The sequence below is a fragment of the Nocardia sp. NRRL S-836 genome, from assembly GCF_001279525.1.
GTDB lineage: Bacteria > Actinomycetota > Actinomycetes > Mycobacteriales > Pseudonocardiaceae > Lentzea.
On the sequence record NZ_LGDY01000013.1, the window covers coordinates 72,673 to 93,067 of the forward strand.

At 69.5% G+C, this 20,395-nt stretch carries 18 protein-coding genes; 10 read left to right on the forward strand and 8 right to left on the reverse strand.

All coding sequences use genetic code 11. The features are described 5' to 3' along the window. Positions 1-55: 55 nt before the first annotated feature. A complete protein-coding gene (locus ADL03_RS03680) occupies positions 56-1,261 on the reverse strand; it encodes an acetyl-CoA C-acetyltransferase (RefSeq protein ID WP_053731931.1) in 1,206 nt (401 codons plus the stop codon). Between the two features lie 53 nt (positions 1,262-1,314). Between ADL03_RS03680 and ADL03_RS03685 the strand changes: the two genes are divergently transcribed. Together ADL03_RS03685 and ADL03_RS03690 are read left to right on the forward strand one after the other, a co-directional pair. Beyond that, positions 1,315-2,550 carry a 3-oxoacyl-ACP reductase gene (locus ADL03_RS03685; RefSeq protein ID WP_053731932.1) on the forward strand — a complete coding sequence of 412 codons (1,236 nt, stop codon included), beginning with the start codon at positions 1,315-1,317 and terminating at the stop codon, positions 2,548-2,550. Then, entirely contained in the window at positions 2,550-3,326 is a 777-nt protein-coding gene (locus tag ADL03_RS03690; protein ID WP_053731933.1) for a MaoC/PaaZ C-terminal domain-containing protein, read from the forward strand. The genes ADL03_RS03685 and ADL03_RS03690 overlap by 1 nt, the downstream gene beginning before the upstream one ends. On the opposite strand, the gene ADL03_RS03695 is transcribed toward ADL03_RS03690, so the two are convergent. Beyond that, entirely contained in the window at positions 3,315-3,950 is a 636-nt protein-coding gene (locus tag ADL03_RS03695) for a TetR/AcrR family transcriptional regulator (protein WP_082372859.1), read from the reverse strand. The genes ADL03_RS03690 and ADL03_RS03695 overlap by 12 nt on opposite strands. A gap of 101 nt (positions 3,951-4,051) precedes the next feature. On the opposite strand from ADL03_RS03695, the gene ADL03_RS03700 reads away from it, so the two are divergent. The 3 genes from ADL03_RS03700 (at position 4,052) to ADL03_RS03710 (ending at position 6,580) form a co-directional block, all read left to right on the forward strand. Further along, entirely contained in the window at positions 4,052-4,681 is a 630-nt protein-coding gene (locus tag ADL03_RS03700; RefSeq protein WP_053731935.1) for an SCP2 sterol-binding domain-containing protein, read from the forward strand. Positions 4,682-4,693: 12 nt separating this feature from the next. Continuing rightward, entirely contained in the window at positions 4,694-5,908 is a 1,215-nt protein-coding gene (locus ADL03_RS03705; protein WP_053731936.1) for an acyl-CoA dehydrogenase family protein, read from the forward strand. Between the two features lie 171 nt (positions 5,909-6,079). Then, positions 6,080-6,580, forward strand: a complete 501-nt coding sequence (locus ADL03_RS03710) for a hypothetical protein (protein ID WP_053731937.1) — start codon at positions 6,080-6,082, stop codon at positions 6,578-6,580. On the opposite strand, the gene ADL03_RS03715 is transcribed toward ADL03_RS03710, so the two are convergent. The 6 genes from ADL03_RS03715 to pdhA form a co-directional block, all read right to left on the reverse strand. Further along, on the reverse strand, positions 6,577-6,924 hold the full coding sequence (locus ADL03_RS03715) for a hypothetical protein (protein ID WP_157527916.1): 348 nt from the start codon (positions 6,922-6,924) through the stop codon (positions 6,577-6,579). The two genes, ADL03_RS03710 and ADL03_RS03715, sit on opposite strands and share 4 nt — an antisense overlap. Before the next feature lie 69 nt (positions 6,925-6,993). Beyond that, a complete protein-coding gene (locus ADL03_RS03720; protein ID WP_053731939.1) occupies positions 6,994-7,917 on the reverse strand; it encodes a MerR family transcriptional regulator in 924 nt (307 codons plus the stop codon). A gap of 34 nt (positions 7,918-7,951) precedes the next feature. Beyond that, entirely contained in the window at positions 7,952-9,469 is a 1,518-nt protein-coding gene (locus ADL03_RS03725; protein WP_063798453.1) for a carboxylesterase/lipase family protein, read from the reverse strand. 65 nt (positions 9,470-9,534) lie between these two features. Further along, a complete protein-coding gene (locus ADL03_RS03730) occupies positions 9,535-10,938 on the reverse strand; it encodes a dihydrolipoamide acetyltransferase family protein (RefSeq protein ID WP_053731941.1) in 1,404 nt (467 codons plus the stop codon). Positions 10,939-10,952: 14 nt separating this feature from the next. Further along, positions 10,953-11,963: an alpha-ketoacid dehydrogenase subunit beta gene (locus ADL03_RS03735; RefSeq protein ID WP_197288064.1), complete on the reverse strand. Its 1,011-nt coding sequence runs from the start codon at positions 11,961-11,963 to the stop codon at positions 10,953-10,955. A gap of 14 nt (positions 11,964-11,977) precedes the next feature. Further along, complete coding sequence (gene pdhA / locus ADL03_RS03740; protein WP_053731943.1) at positions 11,978-13,174, reverse strand: pyruvate dehydrogenase (acetyl-transferring) E1 component subunit alpha; 1,197 nt, start codon at positions 13,172-13,174, stop codon at positions 11,978-11,980. Between the two features lie 355 nt (positions 13,175-13,529). Here pdhA and ADL03_RS03745 point away from each other — a divergent pair, with 355 nt between their 5' ends. The 5 genes from ADL03_RS03745 (at position 13,530) to ADL03_RS03765 (ending at position 20,371) form a co-directional block, all read left to right on the forward strand. Beyond that, entirely contained in the window at positions 13,530-14,948 is a 1,419-nt protein-coding gene (locus ADL03_RS03745) for a M20/M25/M40 family metallo-hydrolase (protein WP_053731944.1), read from the forward strand. A 78-nt stretch (positions 14,949-15,026) separates the two neighbouring features. After that, entirely contained in the window at positions 15,027-17,681 is a 2,655-nt protein-coding gene (locus ADL03_RS03750) for a glucosidase (RefSeq protein ID WP_053731945.1), read from the forward strand. A 241-nt stretch (positions 17,682-17,922) separates the two neighbouring features. Further along, positions 17,923-18,741 (forward strand): transporter substrate-binding domain-containing protein, encoded by an 819-nt coding sequence (locus tag ADL03_RS03755; protein ID WP_053731946.1) that lies wholly within the window; start codon positions 17,923-17,925, stop codon positions 18,739-18,741. Positions 18,742-18,815: 74 nt separating this feature from the next. Next, entirely contained in the window at positions 18,816-19,613 is a 798-nt protein-coding gene (locus ADL03_RS03760) for an amino acid ABC transporter permease (RefSeq protein WP_053731947.1), read from the forward strand. Further along, on the forward strand, positions 19,610-20,371 hold the full coding sequence (locus tag ADL03_RS03765; protein WP_053731948.1) for an amino acid ABC transporter ATP-binding protein: 762 nt from the start codon (positions 19,610-19,612) through the stop codon (positions 20,369-20,371). Before ADL03_RS03760 ends, ADL03_RS03765 begins: the two co-directional genes overlap by 4 nt. Positions 20,372-20,395 lie beyond the last annotated feature (24 nt).

The following is a 20,395-nucleotide window of genomic DNA, read 5'->3' on the forward strand; positions in this document are numbered from 1 at the left end:
CGCCATCCTTCTCCTGAACGGGTTCGGATGGTCTGACCTCACGACCGCGCGGAACTCATCGCTCCAGGATCGCCGTGATCCCCTGACCGCCGGCCGCGCAGATCGACACGAACCCGCGCCCGCTGCCCTTCTGGTGCAGCAGCTTGGCCAGGGTCGCCACGATCCGGGCGCCGGTCGCCGCGAACGGGTGACCCGCCGCGAGCGACGAGCCGTTGACGTTGAGCTTGGCGCGGTCGATCTCGCCGAGGTCGTCCTCCCAGGCCTTCAGCGTGGCGAGCACCTGCGACGCGAACGCCTCGTGCACCTCGTAGAAGTCGAACTCCTGCAGCTTGAGCCCTGCCTTCTCAAGCATGCGCGGTGCGGCGTGGACGGGTGCCATGAGCAGGCCCTCGTCGCCGTGCACGTAGTCGACGGCCGCGGTCTCGGCGGAGGTCAGGTAGGCGAGCACCGGGAGGTTGCGGGCCGCCGCCCACTCCTCGGTGGCGAGCAGGACCGCGGAGGCGCCGTCGGAAAGCGGGGTGGAGTTGCCGGCGGTCATCGTGTCGCCGAAGACCGGCTTCAGCTTGGCCAGCTTCTCGGGTGAGCTGTCCGGGCGCAGGTTCTGGTCACGGGTCAGGCCCAGGTAGGGCGTGACGAGGTCGTCGAAGAAGCCCTCGTCGTAGGCGCGGGCGAGGTTGCGGTGGCTGCGCGCGGTCAGCTCGTCCTGGTCCTCGCGGGTGATGCCGTACTTCGCGGCGGTGACGGCAGCGTGCTCGCCCATCGACATGCCGGTGCGCGGTTCGCCGTTGCGCGGCAGGTGCGGGACGACGTGGCCGGGGCGCAGCTTGGTGAGCAGGCTGACCTTGCGGGTGCGGTTGAACTCCAGCAGCAGCTTGCGGAAGTTCTCGTTCACGCCGATCGGGGCGTCGCTGGTGGTGTCGACGCCACCGGCGATGCCGGCCTCGATCTGGCCGAGCGCGATCTTGTTCGCCACCGCGATGACGGCCTGCAGCCCCGTGCCGCACGCCTGCTGGAGGTCGTAGGCGGGGGTCTGCGGGCTGAGCCGGCTGCCCAGCACCGACTCGCGGACGAGGTTGAAGTCGCGCGAGTGCTTGAGCACGGCGCCGGCGACCACCTCGCCGAGTCGTTCGCCCTGCAACCCGAACCGGCTGACCAGCCCGTCCAGCACCGCGGTGAACATGTCCTGGTTCGACGCGGTGGCGTACGGGCCGTTCGAGCGGGCGAACGGGATGCGGTTGCCGCCGATGATCGCTACTCGCATGCCGCCATACTACCTACTAGCGGGTAGACTTACTAGCGAGTAGGTTGTTCGGCGTGGACAGGTACCAGAAGTTCGCATCTTCGGGGCTGGGGCGCCAGCTCGTGCGCAGGCTCGGCCTGCCGAACCCGTACCCACTCCGTCGCGACGCGGCCCTCGCCACCCCCGCGCTGGTCGGTGGCGCCGATCGGTTGCCCTTCCTCAAGCAGCTGGAAACCGGATCGGCCCCGTACGGCGCGCTGGTGTTCGACGCCTCCGACATCGCGACGGTCGGCGACCTGCGGCAACTGCACGACTTCTTCCACCCGGTGATCACGCGGCTCGGGCCGTGCGGGCGGGTCGTCGTCATCGGGCGGTCACCGGACACAGTGGCGCAGCGGGCGCTCGAAGGGTTCGTCCGGTCGGTCGGCAAGGAGCTGCGCCGCGGCGGGACGGCGAACCTGGTGTACGTGGCCGACGGCGCGGAGGACGGCGCCGAGTCGACGCTGCGGTTCCTGCTGTCCGGGCGGTCGGCGTACGTGTCCGGGCAGGTGGTCCACGTGTCGGGGGCCGCGGCGCCCGGCACGCTGGAGGGCAAGGTCGCGCTGGTCACCGGCGCGTCGCGGGGCATCGGCGAGGCCATCGCGGCGACGCTGGCCCGCGACGGCGCGCACGTGGTGTGCCTGGACGTGCCCGCGGCCGGCGAGGACCTGTCGAAGGTCGCCAACGCCGTGGGCGGCTCGGCGCTGCAGCTCGACATCACCGGCGACCCGGCGAAGCTGACGTCGTACCTGCTCGAACGGCACGGCGGCGTGGACGTCGTCGTGCACAACGCGGGCATCACCCGCGACAAGACGCTGGCGCGCATGGACGCGTCGAAGTGGGACGCGGTGCTGGAGGTCAACCTCGCCTGCCAGGAACGGGTCAACGCGGCGTTGCTGGAGGGCGACGTGCTGCGGACCGGCGGGCGGATCGTCGGGGTGTCGTCGATCGCCGGGATCGCGGGCAACGTCGGGCAGACCAACTACGCCACGTCGAAGGCCGGCGTGATCGGCATGGTGAAGTCGCTCGCTCCGGTGCTCGCCGAGCGCGGGGCCACGATCAACGCCGTGGCGCCCGGTTTCATCGAGACGAAGATGACCGCCGCTGTGCCGTTGCTGACCCGCGAGGTCGGACGGCGGATGAACAGCCTGTCGCAGGGCGGTCTGCCCTCGGACGTGGCAGAGACCGTCGCGTGGTTCGCCGCGCCCGGATCCGGTGGCGTGAACGGCAACGTCGTGCGGGTGTGCGGCCAGATGCTGCTGGGGGCGTGATGTTGCTGAAGGCGGCGCTCACGTCGTTCCGCCGCGGTGACTCGCTCACGGCGGCGCCGGTCTCGGCCACGCACGACGTCTCGCTCAAGCACCTGGCCGCGTACAACGAGGTGTGCGGGTTCGGGCTACGCGACGCGTTGCCGCTGACCTACCCGCACGTGCTGGGCTTCCCGTCGCAGATGCGGCTGATGACGGGGCCGGGGTTCCCGTTCCCGTTGCCCGGCCTCGTTCACGTCGCGAACCGGATCACGCAGTCGCGGCCGTTGACGCTGGACGAGCCGCTGGAGATCACGGTGTCGGCGCGCGACCTGCGCGAGCACCCGCAGGGCACCCAGGTCGACGTGGTGACGTCGGTGTCCGGGGTGTGGGAGGGCGTGTCGACCTACCTGCGGCGCACCCGGTCCGGTTCGTCGTCGGGCGAGGAGCTGCAGCGTCCGGCCGGGTCCGCGGTGTGGCGGGTGCCCGCGGACATCGGGCGGCGCTACGGCGCGGTGTCCGGCGACCGCAACCCGATCCACCTGCACCCGTTGAGCGCCAAGCTGTTCGGGTTCACCAGGGCGATCGCGCACGGGATGTGGACGAAGGCGCGCTGCCTGGCCGCTCTGGAGGGGCGGCTGCCGGAGGCGGTGGCGGTCGACGTGAGGTTCAAGAAGCCGTTGCTGATCCCGGGACGCGTGGAGTTCTCCGCGCGCGAGAACCCGGACGGCTGGGAGTTCGCCGTCTGGGGCAAGGGCCCGCACCTGGTGGGGTCAACGGGGCTGGGCTCAGCGACGTGACGGCGGGTGCCAGACGTTGCCGTCGACCAGGTCGCCGAAGCCCATCCACACGAGGTTCATGAGCCGGGCGGCGACCACGCCGGCCGGCTCCTCCGGGTGGTCGAGCCACCAGTCCGCGAGCGACTCACCGGCACCGACGAGCGCGGCGGCCAGCGACTCGGCCTCCAGCTTGGTCGCCGGCGCCTTGGTCGACTGGGTGAGCAGCGCCGCAACCAGCGACACCGCCCGCCCGCGCATGTCGGCGAGCTCGGCGGCGAACGGCCCGCCCTGCGAGGACGCCTGCCGGTGCAGCACCTGCCAGCTCGACCGGTTCTCCCCGACGAACCCGAAGAACGCCCGCAGCCCGCTCCACAGCTGCACGTCCGGTTCCTGGTCGGGTTCGACCCCGGTCGCGATGGCCTCGATCATCCTGGTGGCCTCGCGCCGGATGCAGGTCGCGAACAGCTCCTCCTTCGACCCCAGGTAGGCGTAGAGCATCGGTTTGGAGATGCCGGCGACGTCGGAGATCTCGTCCATCGACGCCGCGTGGAAGCCGAGCCGCGAGAACACGTCGATGGCGGCGTCCATGATCTGCCGCTCACGCACCGCGCGTGGCAAGCGCTTGGCTCGACCTTCTGTGCGCATCACTACCCCTCAGTCAGGAGGTGCAAGATTATCCGATCGGCTTGCCGCTCTATCTACTCACCAGTAGTCTTACTCGCGAGTAGGTACCAGGAGGTGTCTCGATGACGCTCGACCTCACGACCGAGGCGATCGCGAAGCTCAGCCCGGCCGAGCTGATCAGCACGTTGCGGCAGATCTCACCGGACGATCCCGCGCTCAAGGACGTCGACATCGACGTCATCGCGCGCGGCATCGACCCGAAGAAGCTCGGCAAGGACGACTTCGCCGCGCTGCTGAACGCACTCGGCGCGCTGGCCGACGGCGGCGCCGACCTCGACCTCTCGAAGATGGACCCGTCGAACTTCGCCCGCATCATCTCGCGCGCCTCGAAGGACCAGATCGAGGCCGTCGTGGCGGACCCGGCCCTGCGCGTGCGGGTGCTGGACGAGGTGTTCCGCCGCATGGAGGTCCACTTCCGCGCGGACCGGGCGGGTGCGACTCGCGCCGTCGTGCACTTCCACGTGCTCGAAGACGTCTACGAGGCCATCATCGAAGACGCGCAGTGCACCATCAACAAGGGCGTCACGCGCGAGGCCCGTGCCATCGTGACGCTGACACCGGCCGACTTCCTCAAGCTCGCGACCGGCAACGCGTCGGCTCCCGTGCTGTTCATGACGGGCAAGCTGAAGGTCAAGGGCGACCTGGGGTTCGCGGCCGGGTTCATGAGCCTGTTCAACATCCCGAAGGCGTAGGAAGGTTCTCCAGTGGGTGGCTTCTCGCTCGAACTGAACGAAGACCAGACCGACCTGCGCGACTGGGTGCACGGCTTCGCCCGCGACGTGATCAGGCCGGCCGCCTCCGAGTGGGACGAGCGCGAGGAGACGCCGTGGCCGGTGATCCAGGAGGCCGCGAAGATCGGCCTCTACGGCTTCGAAGCCCTCGCGACCTGGTTCGCCGACCCGATCGGCCTCTCGCTGCCCATCGCGACCGAGGAGCTGTTCTGGGGCGACGCGGGCATCGCGCTGTCGTTGATGGGCACCGGTCTCGCCGTCGCCGGCATCTTCGCCGGTGGCGAGCCCGAGCAGCTGGCCGAGTGGGTGCCGGAGTGCTTCGGTGACGAGTCGGACCCGAAGCTGGCGGCGTTCTGCGCCTCCGAGCCGCAGGCCGGCTCCGACGTGGCCGGGTACCGCACGCGGGCGCGGTACGACGAGGCCACCGACGAGTGGGTGCTGAACGGCCAGAAGGCCTGGGCCACCAACGGCGGCATCGCGAACGTGCACGTCGTGACGGCGGTCGTGGACCCGGCTCTGGGCTCTCGTGGCCAGGCCGGCTTCATCGTTCCGCCCGGCACGCCGGGCCTGTCCTCTCCCGGCAAGATCAAGAAGCACGGGATGCGTGCGTCGCACACGGCGGACGTGTTCCTGGACGACGTGCGGGTGCCCGGCCGTTGCGTGCTCGGCGGCCGCGAACGGCTGGAAGCCCGCCTGGCACGCGCCCGCGAGGGCCTGAAGGCCGGCGGCCAGGCGGCGATGGCGACGTTCGAGACCACCCGCCCGACCGTCGGCGCGATGGCCGTGGGTGTCGCCCGTGCCGCCTACGACTACGCGCTGGAGTACGCGAAGGACCGCGAGGCGTTCGGCCGCAAGATCATCGAGAACCAGTCGATCGCGTTCGACCTCGCGAACATGCGGATGGAGATCGACGCGTCCCGGCTCCTGGTGTGGCGCGCGGCCTGGATGGGCCGCAACAACGTGCCGTTCACCGCGGGCGAGGGCTCGATGTCGAAGCTCAAGGCGTCCGAGGTGTCGGTGTGGGCGACCGAGCGGGCGATCCACATCCTCGGCGGGGCCGGGTACACGCGCGAGCACCCGGTGGAGCGGATGCACCGGGACGCGAAGATCTTCACGATCTTCGAGGGGACGTCGGAGATCCAGCGGCTGGTGGTGTCGCGCATGATCTCGGGGATGCAGATCAAGTGATCCGCGCGGGCGGGCGTGGCGACAGCAGGTCCGTGCCCGCCCAGCGGTGAAGCCCTCGCCTTCTGCGGGTCCCGCTGACCGGATGACCGCGGAAACGCGGGGTGACGATGCGCCCGATCCGGTGACCCCGACGACCCGTGGGTGGGCTCGGTGAGGCCCTATCCTCCGGCCATGAAGACGTTGCCGGTGCAGCGGTTCGCCCTCGGCGTGGCCGTGCTGAACGCGCTCCTGGTCGTCGCGACCTTCCTGCCGGGCGCACCGCTGCTGCCGACGTGGGTCGCGATCGGCTGCCTGGTGCTGGCCGGTGTGGCGGTCGTCGTCATGGTGATGGGTGTGCGCCGGGTGCGGTTGCGGGTCGACGGGATCGGTGGTCTGTTCCGCGCGGTGCGCGAGACGTTGCCGCGGTGGGCGGTCGTGCTCGCGGCTGTGGCGTTCTACGGTGGCTGGGGTCTCGGGTTCGTCATGCTCGCGACCGAGACCAAGGGCAACCTGAAGTACGAGAACGGCGAGTACACGACCACCCAGCGCAGGACCGTCACCGTCCTGACCGAGGAGCAGTACCTGCGCGCCACCAACGCGAACCAGCGCGCCGCCGCCTCCACGGCGTTGGCGGTCGCGACCGGCGTGTTCGTGCTGGCGGGTCTGGCGCAGCGGCTCAGGCAGCAGGCCTAGGCAGCGGTCTGGGGCAGGTCCAGCACGCGGCTCACGTGGTGCGCGAGGTCCTTGCGGTGCAACGCGAGCAGCACCGTGTCGTCGGCACGGCGGAAGTGCACGACGACCAGGTTCGGCGCGATTTGCCACGCGTCGTCGTCATCGGTGACCTTCTCGATCCAGCCCTCGTCGGGGCTGAAGATGATCTGCTCGTTCCAGATGACCTTCGTCGGGCCGAAGAAGAGCTGGCCCTCCTCCCAGCGGCCGTCGAGGTACACGGCACCGCGACCGCGCAGGTCGTCCTCGGCGCCGGGCGAGAAGAACTCGCCGATCGCGCCACCGAGCAGTTCGAACAAAGCAGACATGGCGACTCCCCCTTCGTTGTCACGGGAACGAGCTGGGCGCCCAGCTGGTTCCCGTGTGCGGCAGGGGGCCTAGCCCAGCGGCACCCCGGCGGCGCGCAGCCAGTCGCGTTCGCGGGAGTGGTCGGGCATGGCGGGCCAGCCGTTGACGCGGCCGATCAGCACCCAGTACCGCTCCGCCCGCGGGTCGGCGAAGTCGGCGTACTCGCGCAGCCGCTGGACGACGGTCTCGTCGTCCGGCACGCCCAGCGCCTCCGCCCACCTGGTGTTGACGCGGGCGACGACCTCACGTGCGGCTGCCGAGTCCGGTGCGATGCCGGCCTCGATCGCCTCGCGCGCCTGCTCGACGGAGTAGTTGAACGTCTCCAGCTGCGTGCCGCCCGACGGCGGTGTCATGTCGACGTCGTTGCGGCGGTACTCCTCGTGCTGCCGGGACATCCGCTTGATCGACGCGCGGAAGTCCGGGTCCTGCACCAGCTTCGCGAGCTCGACCCAGGCCTCCAGCTGCTCGGGGGTCGGGTCGTCCGGCAGCTCGATCCGCACGGAACGCATGTGCTGCTCGAACTGCGGGTCCAGCTCGTACGGCCCGAACACGTCCTCGAAGAAGTCGTCGAGGATGCGCTGGCGCTCCTCGTCCGACATGCGGGCCAACTCGTTCATCAGTTCCATCTCCCCTCCTTTGGCGACGGCGCGCAGGACGGCACGGCGCAGCCGCAACGTCTTCATCTGCGCGTCGATCGCATCGGCGTGTGTGCGCGCCACGTCGGTCACCGACACCTCCCGTGCCAGCACTCGCCCGGCCGTCGGCAGGTCCACACCCAGGTCTCGCAGGGTGCGGACGAGCTTCAGCCGGGCGACCGCGTCGGCGTCGTAGGTCCGGTAGCCACCGGCGGTCCGGTCCGCGGGCGGGATGAGGCCCGAGTCGGAGTAGAACCGGATGGTCCTGACGGTCAGGCCGGTCAACCTGGCCAGCTCGCCGATCTGGTAGCGCGTCACGGGGACAACTCTGAACCCTCCAGCGACTGGAGAGTCAAACCCGATTACCGACCGAGTTCCAGAACGAGCAGTTGTGCCTGGTCAGAGCATTGATCTGGCCGATGCCGCCGAGCTCGTACTGGTGCACGCGGCCGGAGCGGTAGGGCGCCCAGCCCGGCTTTCCGGTGCGGGCGAACGTGGTCCAGTCGCGGATCATCGTCGCGGCGAGCTCCCGCTGGGCCGGGTTCAGGTCGAACGTGGGGATGTCGAACAGGTAGGAGAGCTCGAACGAGTGCGGTGCGCCGGCCGGGAAGCTCTCGGAGAAGAGGTCCTTGAACCACCCCGCCGGTGCGGTGCGGTCGGCGAACTCGTAGCCGTACGTCGGTGTGAACCGGGCGAGCAGCCGGTCGTCGTCGGCGAGCTGGTTGCACGCCCACACGCCGTCGGTGAGCACGGCGCCGTACGCCAGCCGTGCGTTGCCGTACGCGCTCACCGGGTACTCGGCGATGATCTCGGCCGCCCTGTCCGCGCCGAACGACTGCTCCAGCAGACCGGGGTAGTCGAACGGTTCCGGCACGGTCGCGGACGTCAGCCTGCCCTCGTCACGGGTGTTGCCCCAGATCACCGGCACGCGGTTGAACCGCCCGGACCGCAACGCCTCGACGGGGTGCACCGGCAGCACCCGGTTGCCGACCACCACCGGCGTCGTGCCGCGGTCGATGGCGGTGAAAGCCCTGGGCGGCAACGCACGCAGGCACTCGACGTCCGAACACCCGAGCTGCGCCGAAACCGCCACCGCGTCGGCCTGGGCGGCCTTCTGCGAGATCCAGGGTGCACCGGCCGCCTTGCCGTGGATCACGCCGTTGGCACCCCACGTCGTGGAGCAGCCACCGCTCTGCGCGATGGCACGGTGGAACAGGCCGCGCGACAACGGTGACGTGACGTGCGCGCACACGTCGAACGCGCCGCCGGACTCGCCGAAAACCGTGACGTTGCGGGGATCTCCGCCGAACGCGGTGGCGTTGCGCTGCACCCACCGCAGCGCGGCCTGCTGGTCCTCGATGCCGTACGCGCCGGAATCCGGCAGGTCCGGGTGCCCGAAGAAGCCGAAGAACCCGAGCCGGTAGTTGATCGTCACGACCACGACGTCGCCCTGCACGGCCAGGCGGCCCGTGCCGTACCCGGCGCCGGACAGGTAGCTGTTGCCGCCGCCGTGGAGGTAGACCATGACCGGCTTGCGGCCGTGCCGCGAGGGCGTGTCCACGTTGAGGTACAGGCAGTCCTCGGTGCTGCTCGGCGAACCGGCGCCGGCCGCCTGCGCGCAGGCCGCGCCGGGTGCGGTGGCGTCACGGGGTGCCGTCCACGGCGTGACCGGCTGCGGCGAACGCCACCGCAGCTCGCCCACCGGGGGTGCCGCGTACGGAATGCCCTGGTAGAGCTGGTGGTCTGCGAGAACGGTGCCGCGCACCGGGCCGGCGTCGGTGCGCACGAGGGTGGGTTCGGACGCCTGGGCCACGCCCACCGGACCCGCCAGCAGGGCCGCGGCGATCAGCAAGGAAAGTCGCTTCTTCATGCCCAGGCGTCGAACGAAGGGCCCGCGGATCGACATCCGCGGGCCCTCGCATACCGAGCAGCAGATCAGTAGGTCATCGCGATGCCCGGCTCGGCCAGCAGCGCGCCGACGTCGGCCAGGAACTGCGAGCCCTGCTGGCCGTCGACCACGCGGTGGTCGAAGGACAGCGCGAGCTGGCAGACCTTGCGGATCTTGATCTCGCCGTCGACCACCCACGGCGTGTCGCGGATCGCGCCCAGGGCGAGGATCGCGGACTCGCCGGGGTTGAGGATCGGCGTGCCGGTGTCGACGCCGAAGACGCCGACGTTGGTGATCGTGATGGTGCCGTTCATCATGTCGGCCGGAGACGTCTTGCCGTCGCGGGCGACGGTGGCGAGCTCGTCGAGCGCGACCGCGAGCTCCTTGAGGGACATGCGGTCGGCGTCGCGGACCTTCGGGACCACCAGGCCGCGCGGCGTGGCGGCCGCGATGCCGAGGTGCACGTAGTCCTTGTAGACGATCTCGTTCGCCGCCGCGTCCCACGTGGCGTTCACGTCCGGCGTGCGCCGCGCCGCCAGCACGACGGCCTTGGCGCAGAACGCCAGCGGCGTGAGCTTCACGCCGCGGAACTCCGGGTGGTTCTTCAGCCGGGCCCGCAGGTCCATCATCGGCGTGACGTCGACCGTCAGGAACTCGGTGACGTGCGGTGCGGTGAACGCGCTGTCCACCATCGCCTGCGCGGTCGCCTTGCGGACGCCCTTGATCGGCACCCGGCGTTCGCGCGTGCCGTTGTCCACAACGGACTGGGCCGGCGCGGCGGCCGGTGCCGTGACGGCGTTCTCGACGTCGGAGCGGGTGATCACGCCGTTCGGGCCGGAGCCGGAGAGCGCGTACAGGTCGACGCCGAGGTCCTTGGCCAGCTTGCGGACCGGCGGCTTGGCCAGCGGGACGTACCCACCCGGAGCCGTGACAGGTTGCGGCACGACCGGAGCAGGCGCCACGACCGGCGGTGCGGCGATCGGAGCCGGCGGTGCCACGGCGGCGGCCGGGGTGATCGCGGCAGCGGCGGCGTTGGCCGCGGCCGGTGCGTCCTTGCGCGCACGGCGCTTGGCCACACCGGACTTCGGGCCGTAGCCGACGAGCGTCGCGATGCGCCCGCCCGGCATCTCCTCGCCGATCTTGCCCGACGAGCTGCCGTTGGACTCCGCGGCGGCAGCGGCGGGAGCCGGGGCGGCCGCGCCACCGGGGTCGGTGTCGATCGTGATGATCGGGACGCCGACCTCGACGGTCTGACCGGGCTCCGCGAGCAGCTCGGTCACGACGCCGGCCCACGGGCACGGCAGCTCGACGGCGGCCTTGGCCGTCTCGATCTCGACGATGATCTGGTTGACCGCAACGGTGTCACCCGGCTTCACGTGCCAGGTGAGGATCTCGGCCTCGGTCAGCCCCTCTGCCGTGTCGGGCAGGGGGAATTGCTTGTACTGCGGCATTTCCGGTGTTCCCCTTACCAGGCGAGAGAGCGGTCGACGGCGTGCAGCACCCGGTCGAGGTCGGGGAGGAACTCCTCCTCGAGCTTCGAGGGCGGGTACGGGGTGTCGAAACCGGTCACCCGCAGCACCGGTGCCTGCAACGAGTAGAAGCACTCCTGCTGGACCTTGGCTGCAATCTCGCTGGCGATCGAGGACTCGGACGGCGCCTCGGACACGACGACCAGCCGGCCGGTGCGGCGCACCGACTCGAACACCGGCTCCAGGTCCAGCGGCGACAGCGTGCGCAGGTCGATGACCTCAAGTGAGGTGCCGTCCTCGGCGGCCGCGTTGGCGGCGTCGAGAGAGGTGCGGACCATCGGGCCGTAGGCCACCAACGTAGCGTCGGTGCCCTGACGCAGCACGCGCGACTCGAACAGCTTGCCGGGCTGGGTCGTGGTGTCGACCTCGCCCTTCTCGTAGTAACGGCGCTTGGGCTCGAAGAAGAGCACCGGGTCGTCGCAGTCGATGGCCTGCTGGATCATCCAGTAGGCGTCGGCCGGGTTCGAGCACGAGACGACCTTGAGGCCGGCGGTGTGCGCGAAGTACGACTCGGGCGACTCCGAGTGGTGCTCGACGGCACCGATGCCGCCACCGAACGGCACGCGGATCACGATGGGCATCTTGATCTTGCCCTGCGTGCGGTAGTGCAGCTTCGCGACCTGCGACACGATCTGGTCGAAGCCGGGGAAGATGAAGCCGTCGAACTGGATCTCGCACACCGGGCGGTAGCCGCGGATGGCGAGGCCGACGGCGGTGCCGATGATGCCGGACTCCGCGAGCGGCGTGTCGAGCACGCGCTGCTCACCGAAGTCCTTCTGCAGGCCGTCGGTGATGCGGAAGACGCCACCGAGCTTGCCGATGTCCTCGCCCATCATGATGACCTTGGGGTTGGCCTCCATGGCCGCCCGCAGGCCCATGTTGAGCGCCTTCGAGATCGTGAGCGTCTGCGCCGGGGTCGCCGGGGCAGCCGCGGTCGAACGATCCATCGTCGGAGCAGCCATCAGTGCTCACCTCCAGCAAAACCCGAGACGTAGTCGAGGAACTCATCGCGCTGCGCTTCGAGGTTGGGGTTCCCCTCCGCGTAGACGTTGCTGAAGATCCGTTCAGCGGGCGGGTCGGGCATGTTCGTGCAGAACTCCCGCAGCTCCTCGCCCAGCTTGTCGGCGTCTGCCTCGACGCTCTCGAAGAACGCGCTGTCGGCCCACTGCTGGCGGACCAGGTAGACCTTCACGCGCTCGATCGGGTCCTTGAGCTTCCACATCTCCAGCTCGTCCGACAGCCGGTAGCGGGTCGGGTCGTCGGAGGTGGTGTGCGCGTCCATCCGGTAGGTGAACGCCTCGATCAGGATCGGGCCGTTGCCGTGGCGGCACTCGTCCAGCGCCCACTTCGTCACGGCCAGCGTCGCGAGGACGTCGTTGCCGTCGACGCGGATGCCGGGGAAGCCGTAGCCGCGGGCGCGCTGGTACAGCGGCAGGCGCGACTGGCGCTCGGTGGGCTCGGAGATGGCCCACTGGTTGTTCTGGCAGAAGAAGACCAGCGGCGCGTCGTAGACCGCGGCCCACACGAAGCCCTCGTGCACGTCACCCTGGCTGGTCGCGCCGTCGCCGAAGAAGCACATGGTGGCTTCTCCCTCGTCGTCGCCGACCTTGCCGTCGAACTTCTGGCCCATCGCGTAGCCGGCCGCGTTGAGGACCTGGTTGCCGATGACGATCGTGTACGGGTGGAAGCGCTTCTCGACCGGGTCCCAGGTGCCCTGGTCGGTGCCGCGGAAGATGCCGAGCAGCTCCGTCGGGTTGATCCCGCGGGTCCACGCGATGCCGTGCTCGCGGTAGCTCGGGAAGGCCATGTCGGTCGGGCGCATCGCGCGGCCGGCACCGATCTGCGCAGCCTCCTGGCCGAGCAGCGGCACCCAGATGCCGAGCTGGCCCTTGCGCTGCAACGCGTTCGCCTCGCGGTCGACGCGGCGGATCAGCACCATGTCGCGGTACAGACCGCGCAGCTCCTCCGCCGTGATGTCCACGTCGAAGTCGGGGTGGTGGACCCGCTCGCCCTCCGGGGTGAGCAGCTGCACCAGGTCGGCGCCGCCCTCGTCTGTTGCTCGCAAGCCTGCGATCACCTGTTCCGCCGTCGGTTTCGCGGCAGTGGCGGCCGGCGCTGCGTCCGGCTCAGGGTGCGTCCATTGCTCAGGGGACGACATGCGCCTTCTCCTCTGTCTTCTCCGACCGCCTGATCGCTCGTGACGACCTCGTGCGGCGACGTCAGCGGTCGCCGCCAACCCTGTGGGACCGGAGGCAGCCGTCGACGGTGACGGTGGCTTACGACCACATCCTGACACGGCCTCACCCGAGTTGGTGAGACCCGTCCCACTTCGTAACACACCAGTCAACGTTCTGATCAGGGACAACAGTCGGAGGTTCGACCTTTTGTCCTCCGACTAGGCCGTCCGATTACCGGACAGCACTGTCCCGGTTACCGATCGTTAACTTCTGCGGCCCTCTCCTGGTAAGAGGCTAGGGACGCGAGCAGAGGCCGAGTCGTGACAGGATCGAGAGGTGGACCGCTCCGTTGTGACCAGCACCGTCCGGACGCTCTGGGACTCCGACATCGTCGAGAGCCTCTCTCAGCTCGTGGCCGTGCCTGCCATCTCTCCCGCATTCGACCCGGCGTGGGAAGAACACGGCGAACTGGCCGCCGCGATCGACCACGTGCGCGCCTGGATCGCCTCCCGCGACCTGCCCGGCGTGACGCTGGAGGTCGTCCAACTGGCGGGACGCACGCCGCTTCTCGTGGTCGACGTGCCCGCGTCCGGTAACGCGGGCGACGACACCGTGTTGCTCTACGGACACCTCGACAAGCAGCCGCCGGTGGGTGGCTGGAGCGAGGGACTGGGCCCGTGGACCCCCGTGCTACGTGACGGACGTCTCTACGGCCGCGGTTCGGCCGATGACGGTTACTCCGGTTATGCCGCAATTGCCGCTATCGAGGCCGTGCGCGCGGCCGGTGGCTCCCATGCGCGCTGCGTCGTGCTGCTGGAGACCGGCGAGGAGTCCGGTTCGCCCGATCTGCCCGCGTACCTGGAGCACCTGTCCGAGCGACTGGGCCGCGTGTCGCTCGTCGTGTGCCTGGACTCCGGCGGCTCCGACTACGAGCGGATGTGGCTGACCACGTCGCTGCGCGGGCTGGTGCAGGTCACGATGACCGTGCGGGTCCTCAACGGCGGCCTGCACTCGGGCATGGCGTCGGGCATCGTGCCGTCGTCGTTCCGCATCGCCCGCGCGCTGCTCGACCGCCTCGAAGACTCCGCGACGGGCGAGGTCCTCGTGCCGGAGATGCACGTCGAGATCCCGCCGCACCGGCTCACCGAGGTCCGCGAGGCCGTCGAGGCCGCGCCGGGCGCCCTGTGGGGCCCCGTGCCGCGCGTCGGCGACCTGCAGCCGGTCTCGCCGGACGAGGTCGAGATGGCGCTGAACTCCGGCTGGCGGCCGACCCTGTCCGTGACCGGCGCCGACGGCCTGCCCGCACCGGACGACGCGGGCAACGTGCTGCGCCCGTTCACGACCCTCGTGCTCTCGTTCCGCCTGCCGCCCACGGCCTCGTCCGCGGCCGCGCTGGAGGCCGTGCGCGACAAGCTCACCACCGACGTGCCCTACGGCGCGACCGTCGAGCTCACGCGGGTCGAGGCCGCCGACGGCTGGAACGCCCCCGAGCTCGCACCGTGGCTGTCGGCGACGCTGGACGACGCCGGCAAGGACGTCTTCGGCTCGCCGTGGCGGACCGTGTCGCTGGGCGGCTCGATCCCGTTCATGGGGCTGCTGCACGAGGCGTACCCGGACGCGCAGTTCCTGGTCACGGGCGCGGTCGGGCCCGACTCGAACTGCCACGTGCCGGACGAGTGGCTGCACCTGGGGCACGCGGCACGGGTGACCGAGGCGGTGGCGCTGGTCCTCGAGGCGCACTCCAGGCGTGCGTGACCAGCAGCTGAGTGAGGAATGACTCAGAGCTGACCGGGAGGTAACCGGACTTTCGCCGCCGTGTCGCACACTGGAACGATGGGCGAACAAGCGGAACGGGCGCGTCTCGCGGAGTCGGACACCCCGACTTCGCCGTGGCGGCGGTGGGGGCCGTACCTCTCCGGTCGCCAGTGGGGCACGGTCCGCGAGGACTACTCGGACAACGGGGACGCCTGGGCGTCGTTCCCGTTCGACCACGCACGCTCGCGCGCCTACCGGTGGGGCGAGGACGGCATCGCGGGCATCTGCGACGTGCACGGGTTCCTCAACCTCTCGCTCGCGCTGTGGAACGGCAGGGACCCGATCCTCAAGGAGCGGTACTTCGGTCTCGCCAACGAGGAGGGCAACCACGGCGAGGACGTCAAGGAGCACTGGTGGGTGACCGACGGGACGCCCACCCACTCCTGGATGCAGGTGCTCTACCGCTACCCGCAGCGCGAGTACCCGTACGGGCTGCTCAGGGAGCTGGCGCGCAGCGCGGGGCGGGAGAACCGGGAGCCGGAGCTCTCCGACACCGGGGTGCTCGACGAGAACCGGTTCTTCGACGTCGTGGTCACCTACGCCAAGGCCGAGACCGACGACATCTGCGTCGAGATCAGCGCCACGAACTGCGGGCCGGAGGACGCGCCGCTGCACCTGCTGCCGCAGCTGTGGTTCCGCAACACCTGGGCGTGGGGGCGCGACGGGCGGCCGTGCCAGCTGGTCGCGAGCACCACGACCGGGCGCAAGGTCACCGCCGACCACGGCAACCTCGGCCGGTACACGCTGCACCTCGACGACTCGCCGTCGTTGCTGATGACGGACAACGAGACCAACGAGGTGGCGCTCTTCGGGGCCGGGCGCAACCCGTCGCCGTGGACCAAGGACGGCATCTGCGACTACGTCGTGGGCGGGTCCACGTCGTCCTGCCAGGTGGTCGGTCCGGACGACCCCGGCGCGGCGGGCACGAAGTTCGCCGCCTGGTACTCGTTCGACCCGGTCGAGCCGGGCGAGACGGTGACGATCCGGGTGCGGCTGGTCGGCGGCGACGGGCACATGGACCCGTTCGGGCCGAGTTTCGCCGAGACCATGGCGGCACGGAGGCTGGAGGCGGACGAGTTCCACGACTCGATCGCCCCCGAGGCCGCTCCTGAGCAGAAGCACGTGCTGCGGCGCGCGCTCGCCGGGCTGATGTGGACGAAGCAGCACTACCGCTTCCGCACCCGCGACTGGCTCGACGGCGACCCGACCAAGCCCGAGGCGCCGTCGAGCCGCAGGACGCCGGAGGCGCGCAACGTGCACTGGCGGCACCTCGACGTGGCCGACGTGATCTCCATGCCGGACGAGTGGGAGTACCCCTGGTTCGCGGCGTGGGACCTCGCGTTCCACACCATCCCGTTCACGCTCGTGGACCCGGCGTTCGCGAAGGAGCAGCTGCTGCTGTTCTGCCGTGAGTGGATGATGCACCCGAACGGCCAGATCCCCGCCTACGAGTGGGAGTTCGGCGACGTCAACCCGCCCGTGCACGCGTGGGCTGCGCTGCAGGTCTACCGCGCGGACGGCAGCAGGGACCGGCAGTTCCTCGCGAAGGTCTTCCACAAGCTGCTGCTGAACTTCTCGTGGTGGGTCAACCGCAAGGACGCGGGCGGCAGCTACCTGTTCGAGGGCGGCTTCCTCGGCATGGACAACATCGGCCCGGTCAACCGGTCGGAGCCGATGCTCGGCGAGTGGCGGCTGGAGCAGTCCGACGCCACGTCGTGGATGGCCGCCTACAGCCTGCACCTCATGCAGATCGCGCTGGAGCTCGCGCGTGACGACGAGTCGTACGAGGACGTGGCGACCAAGTTCGTCGAGCACTTCCTGTCGATCGCGGAGGCGTTCACGCACTTCGGCTCGTCGGGCAGCGGCATCTGGCACGACGAGGACGGCTTCTGCTACGACCGGGTCTCGCGCCGGCGCCCCGACGGCTCGGTCGAGTCGGAGCCGGTGCGCGTGCGGTCGATGGTGGGCCTGATCCCGTTGCTGGCGTCCGCGGTGCTGGAGCCGTGGGTGCTCAACGAGCTGCACGGCTTCACGTCACGGCTGGAGCACCTGCTCCGGCGCCGGCCGGAGCTGCGGCAGTTCATCACGTTCCACTACGAGCGCGGCGCGTTCGTGTCGCTGCTGGACGAGCTCAAGCTGCGGCGGGTGCTGCACCGGATGCTCGACGAGCAGGAGTTCCTGTCGCCGCACGGCATCCGGTCGCTCTCGGCGGCGCACCGCGAGGGCCTGGAGGTCAAGGTCGCCGGGCAGGACCACCGGATGGGCTACGAGCCGGGCGAGTCGAACACGCCGATGTTCGGCGGCAACTCGAACTGGCGCGGCCCGGTCTGGCTGCCCACGAACGCCCTGCTCGTCGAGGCGCTGCGCACGGTCGAGGCGTTCCACCGCGGCGAGTTCCTGGTCGAGATGCCGACGCACTCCGGACGCGGTCTCACCGCCGGTCAGGCCGCCGACGAGCTGAGCGACCGGCTGATCGGGCTGTTCCTGCCCGACAGCGACGGGCGGCGGCCCTCGGACGGCAAGCGGATCGAGGCGTCGGAGTCACCGCTGTGGCGGCGGCACGTGACGTTCAGCGAGTACTTCGACGGCGACACGGGTGAGGGGCTCGGGGCGACGCATCAGACGGGGTGGACGGCGCTGGTGGCGGGCCTGCTGACGGAACGTTCCCGCTGACCGCGGGCGTCGTGATCAAATCCTGATCAAGGGCACGCTCGCACTTCGTCACCATTCGTGTGCAATACGTGCAGACGTTGTGTGATGTAAGCCAATTCGCGCAACATTCTGCGGTCGAACGGGCCATGTCACGCAAAATTGTTGCAGCGGAGTGTCCTGTAACACGCACGTGCTGTCCACCACGTCACCCGAGTGGCAGTATCCCGTTCACTCGTCCGCAACAGTTACGAGGAGTGACGCAGTGGCTCGTCGAACCCGGCACGTGCTCGCCCTACTGCCCGCAGCGGCCCTAGCGCTGACCGCGCTGTCCGGCTGTGCGACGAGCACCAACAGCGGCAGTGGCAACGGCGACAGCGGGGTGAAGCTCGTCAAGGATGGCAAGCTCGTCACCTGCACGCACCTGTCCTACAAGCCGTTCCAGTACAGCGAGGGCGACAAGACGGTCGGCTTCGACGTCGACCTCGTCGACTTGGTCGCCAAGAAGCTCAACGTGCAGCAGGAGATCCTCGACACCGCGTTCGAGGGCATCCAGAACGGCCAGAGCCTCAACGTCGGTGACTGCGACGTCGCCGCCGCGGCGATGACGATCACCGACGAGCGCAAGAAGGCGCTCGACTTCTCCGACGCGTACTTCGACGCCGAGCAGGCGCTGCTCGTCAAGAAGGGCACCGGCTACAAGGACCTGTCCGCGCTCAAGGGCAAGAAGCTCGGCGTGCAGCAGTCCACCACCGGTGAGATCTACGCGAACGAGAACAAGGAGAAGTACGGCTACGAGGTCGTGCAGTTCGAGGACCTCACGCTGCAGGAGACCGCGGTCCGCACCGGCGCCGTCGACGCCGCGATCAACGACAACGGCCCGCTGTACGACTACGCCAAGGAGTTCCCCGACACCGAGGTGACGACGGAGTTCCCGACCGGCGACAAGTACGGCATCGGTGTCAAGAAGGACAACAAGCCCCTGCTCGACGTCGTCAACCAGGTGTTGAAGGACGCGAAGAGCAGCGGCGAGTACGACAAGATCTACGAGAAGTGGTTCGGCAAGAAGCCGGCGTCGAAGTAAACGGCTTCCAGCGGGGTCGGCAGACGAGCTGCCGACCCCGTCTCACGTCCGGACCGAACCGCTAGGAGCCTCACATGGCGCTGTCCAAGCGAAAGCGCGCCACTTACTTCAGGTATGCGCAGTACGGCCTGCTGGTGCTGATCGCACTGGTGGTGGCGTTCACCGCGAACTGGTCGGAGATCACGCACACGTTCTTCGACGTGAAGACCGCGACGGCGATGTTCCCCGAGCTCATCACGGTCGCGCTGAAGAACACCGTCCTCTACACCGTCTTCGGTTTCGCGCTCGCCCTGGTGCTCGGTCTCCTGCTGGCGCTGATGAAGCTGTCCTCGGTGGCGCCGTACCGGTGGATCGCCACCGTCTACATCGAGTTCTTCCGCGGTGTCCCGGCGCTGCTGGTGTTCCTCGCGTTCACGGTCGCCGTGCCGCTCGCGTTCCAGGTCAAGTTCGACATCCTCTCCACCGTGATGATGGCGCTCGGCCTGGTCGGCGCCGCCTACATCGCGGAGACGACCCGCGCCGGCATCCAGGCGGTGCCGAAGGGGCAGATCGAGGCGGCGCGGTCGCTGGGCATGTCGCGCGGCCGGGCGATGATCACGATCGTGATCCCGCAGGCGTTCCGGATCATCCTGCCGCCGCTCACCAACGAGCTGATCCTGCTCACCAAGGACTCGTCCCTGGTGTACATCATCGGCCTGGCGCGCGACGAGTACGAGCTGCTCAAGTTCGGCCGCGAGTTCCTCAGCCGCAGCCCCACGCTGACGCCGATCCTGGTCATCGGCCTGACGTACCTGATCATCACGCTGCCGCTGGGTTACCTGTCGCGGTACCTGGAGCGCCGCACCGGCGGGAAGAAGGTGGCCGTCGTATGAGCGACATCTGCGTCGAGATCACCGGGCTGAAGAAGTCGTTCGGCCCGCTCGAGGTCCTCAAGAACATCGACCTGACGGTCAACCGCGGTGACGTGGTCTGCATCATCGGGCCGTCCGGTTCCGGCAAGTCGACGTTGCTGCGGTGCATCAACCTGCTGGAGGAGCCGAACGACGGCAAGATCGTCGTCAACGACGTCGAGCTCACCGACCCGGACGTCGACATCGACCAGGCGCGCACGAAGATCGGCATGGTCTTCCAGTCGTTCAACCTGTTCGCGCACCTCAACGTCATGAACAACCTGACCGTGGCGCAGCGCAAGGTGCTCAAGCGCAGCGAGCAGTCGGCGAACGAGATCGCGATGCGCAACCTCGAACGCGTGGGGCTCAGGGAGAAGGCCAACGCCATGCCCGCGCAGCTCTCCGGTGGCCAGCAGCAGCGCGTGGCGATCGCCCGCGCGCTGTCGATGGACCCCGAGGTGATGCTGTTCGACGAGCCCACCTCCGCGCTCGACCCGGAGCTCGTCGGCGACGTGCTCGGCGTCATGCGCCAGCTCGCGGACGAGGGCATGACGATGCTGGTCGTCACACACGAGATGCAGTTCGCCCGCGAGGTCGCCGACAAGGTGATCTTCATGGACGGCGGCTACATCGTCGAGGCCGGTCCCGCGGCCGAGGTCATCGGCAACCCGCAGGAGGAACGCACGAAGTCCTTCCTGTCCCGCGTGCTCGACCCGACGCACCAGGGGCCGGCCCAATAGCGGACCGGTTCGGCGTGATCGACC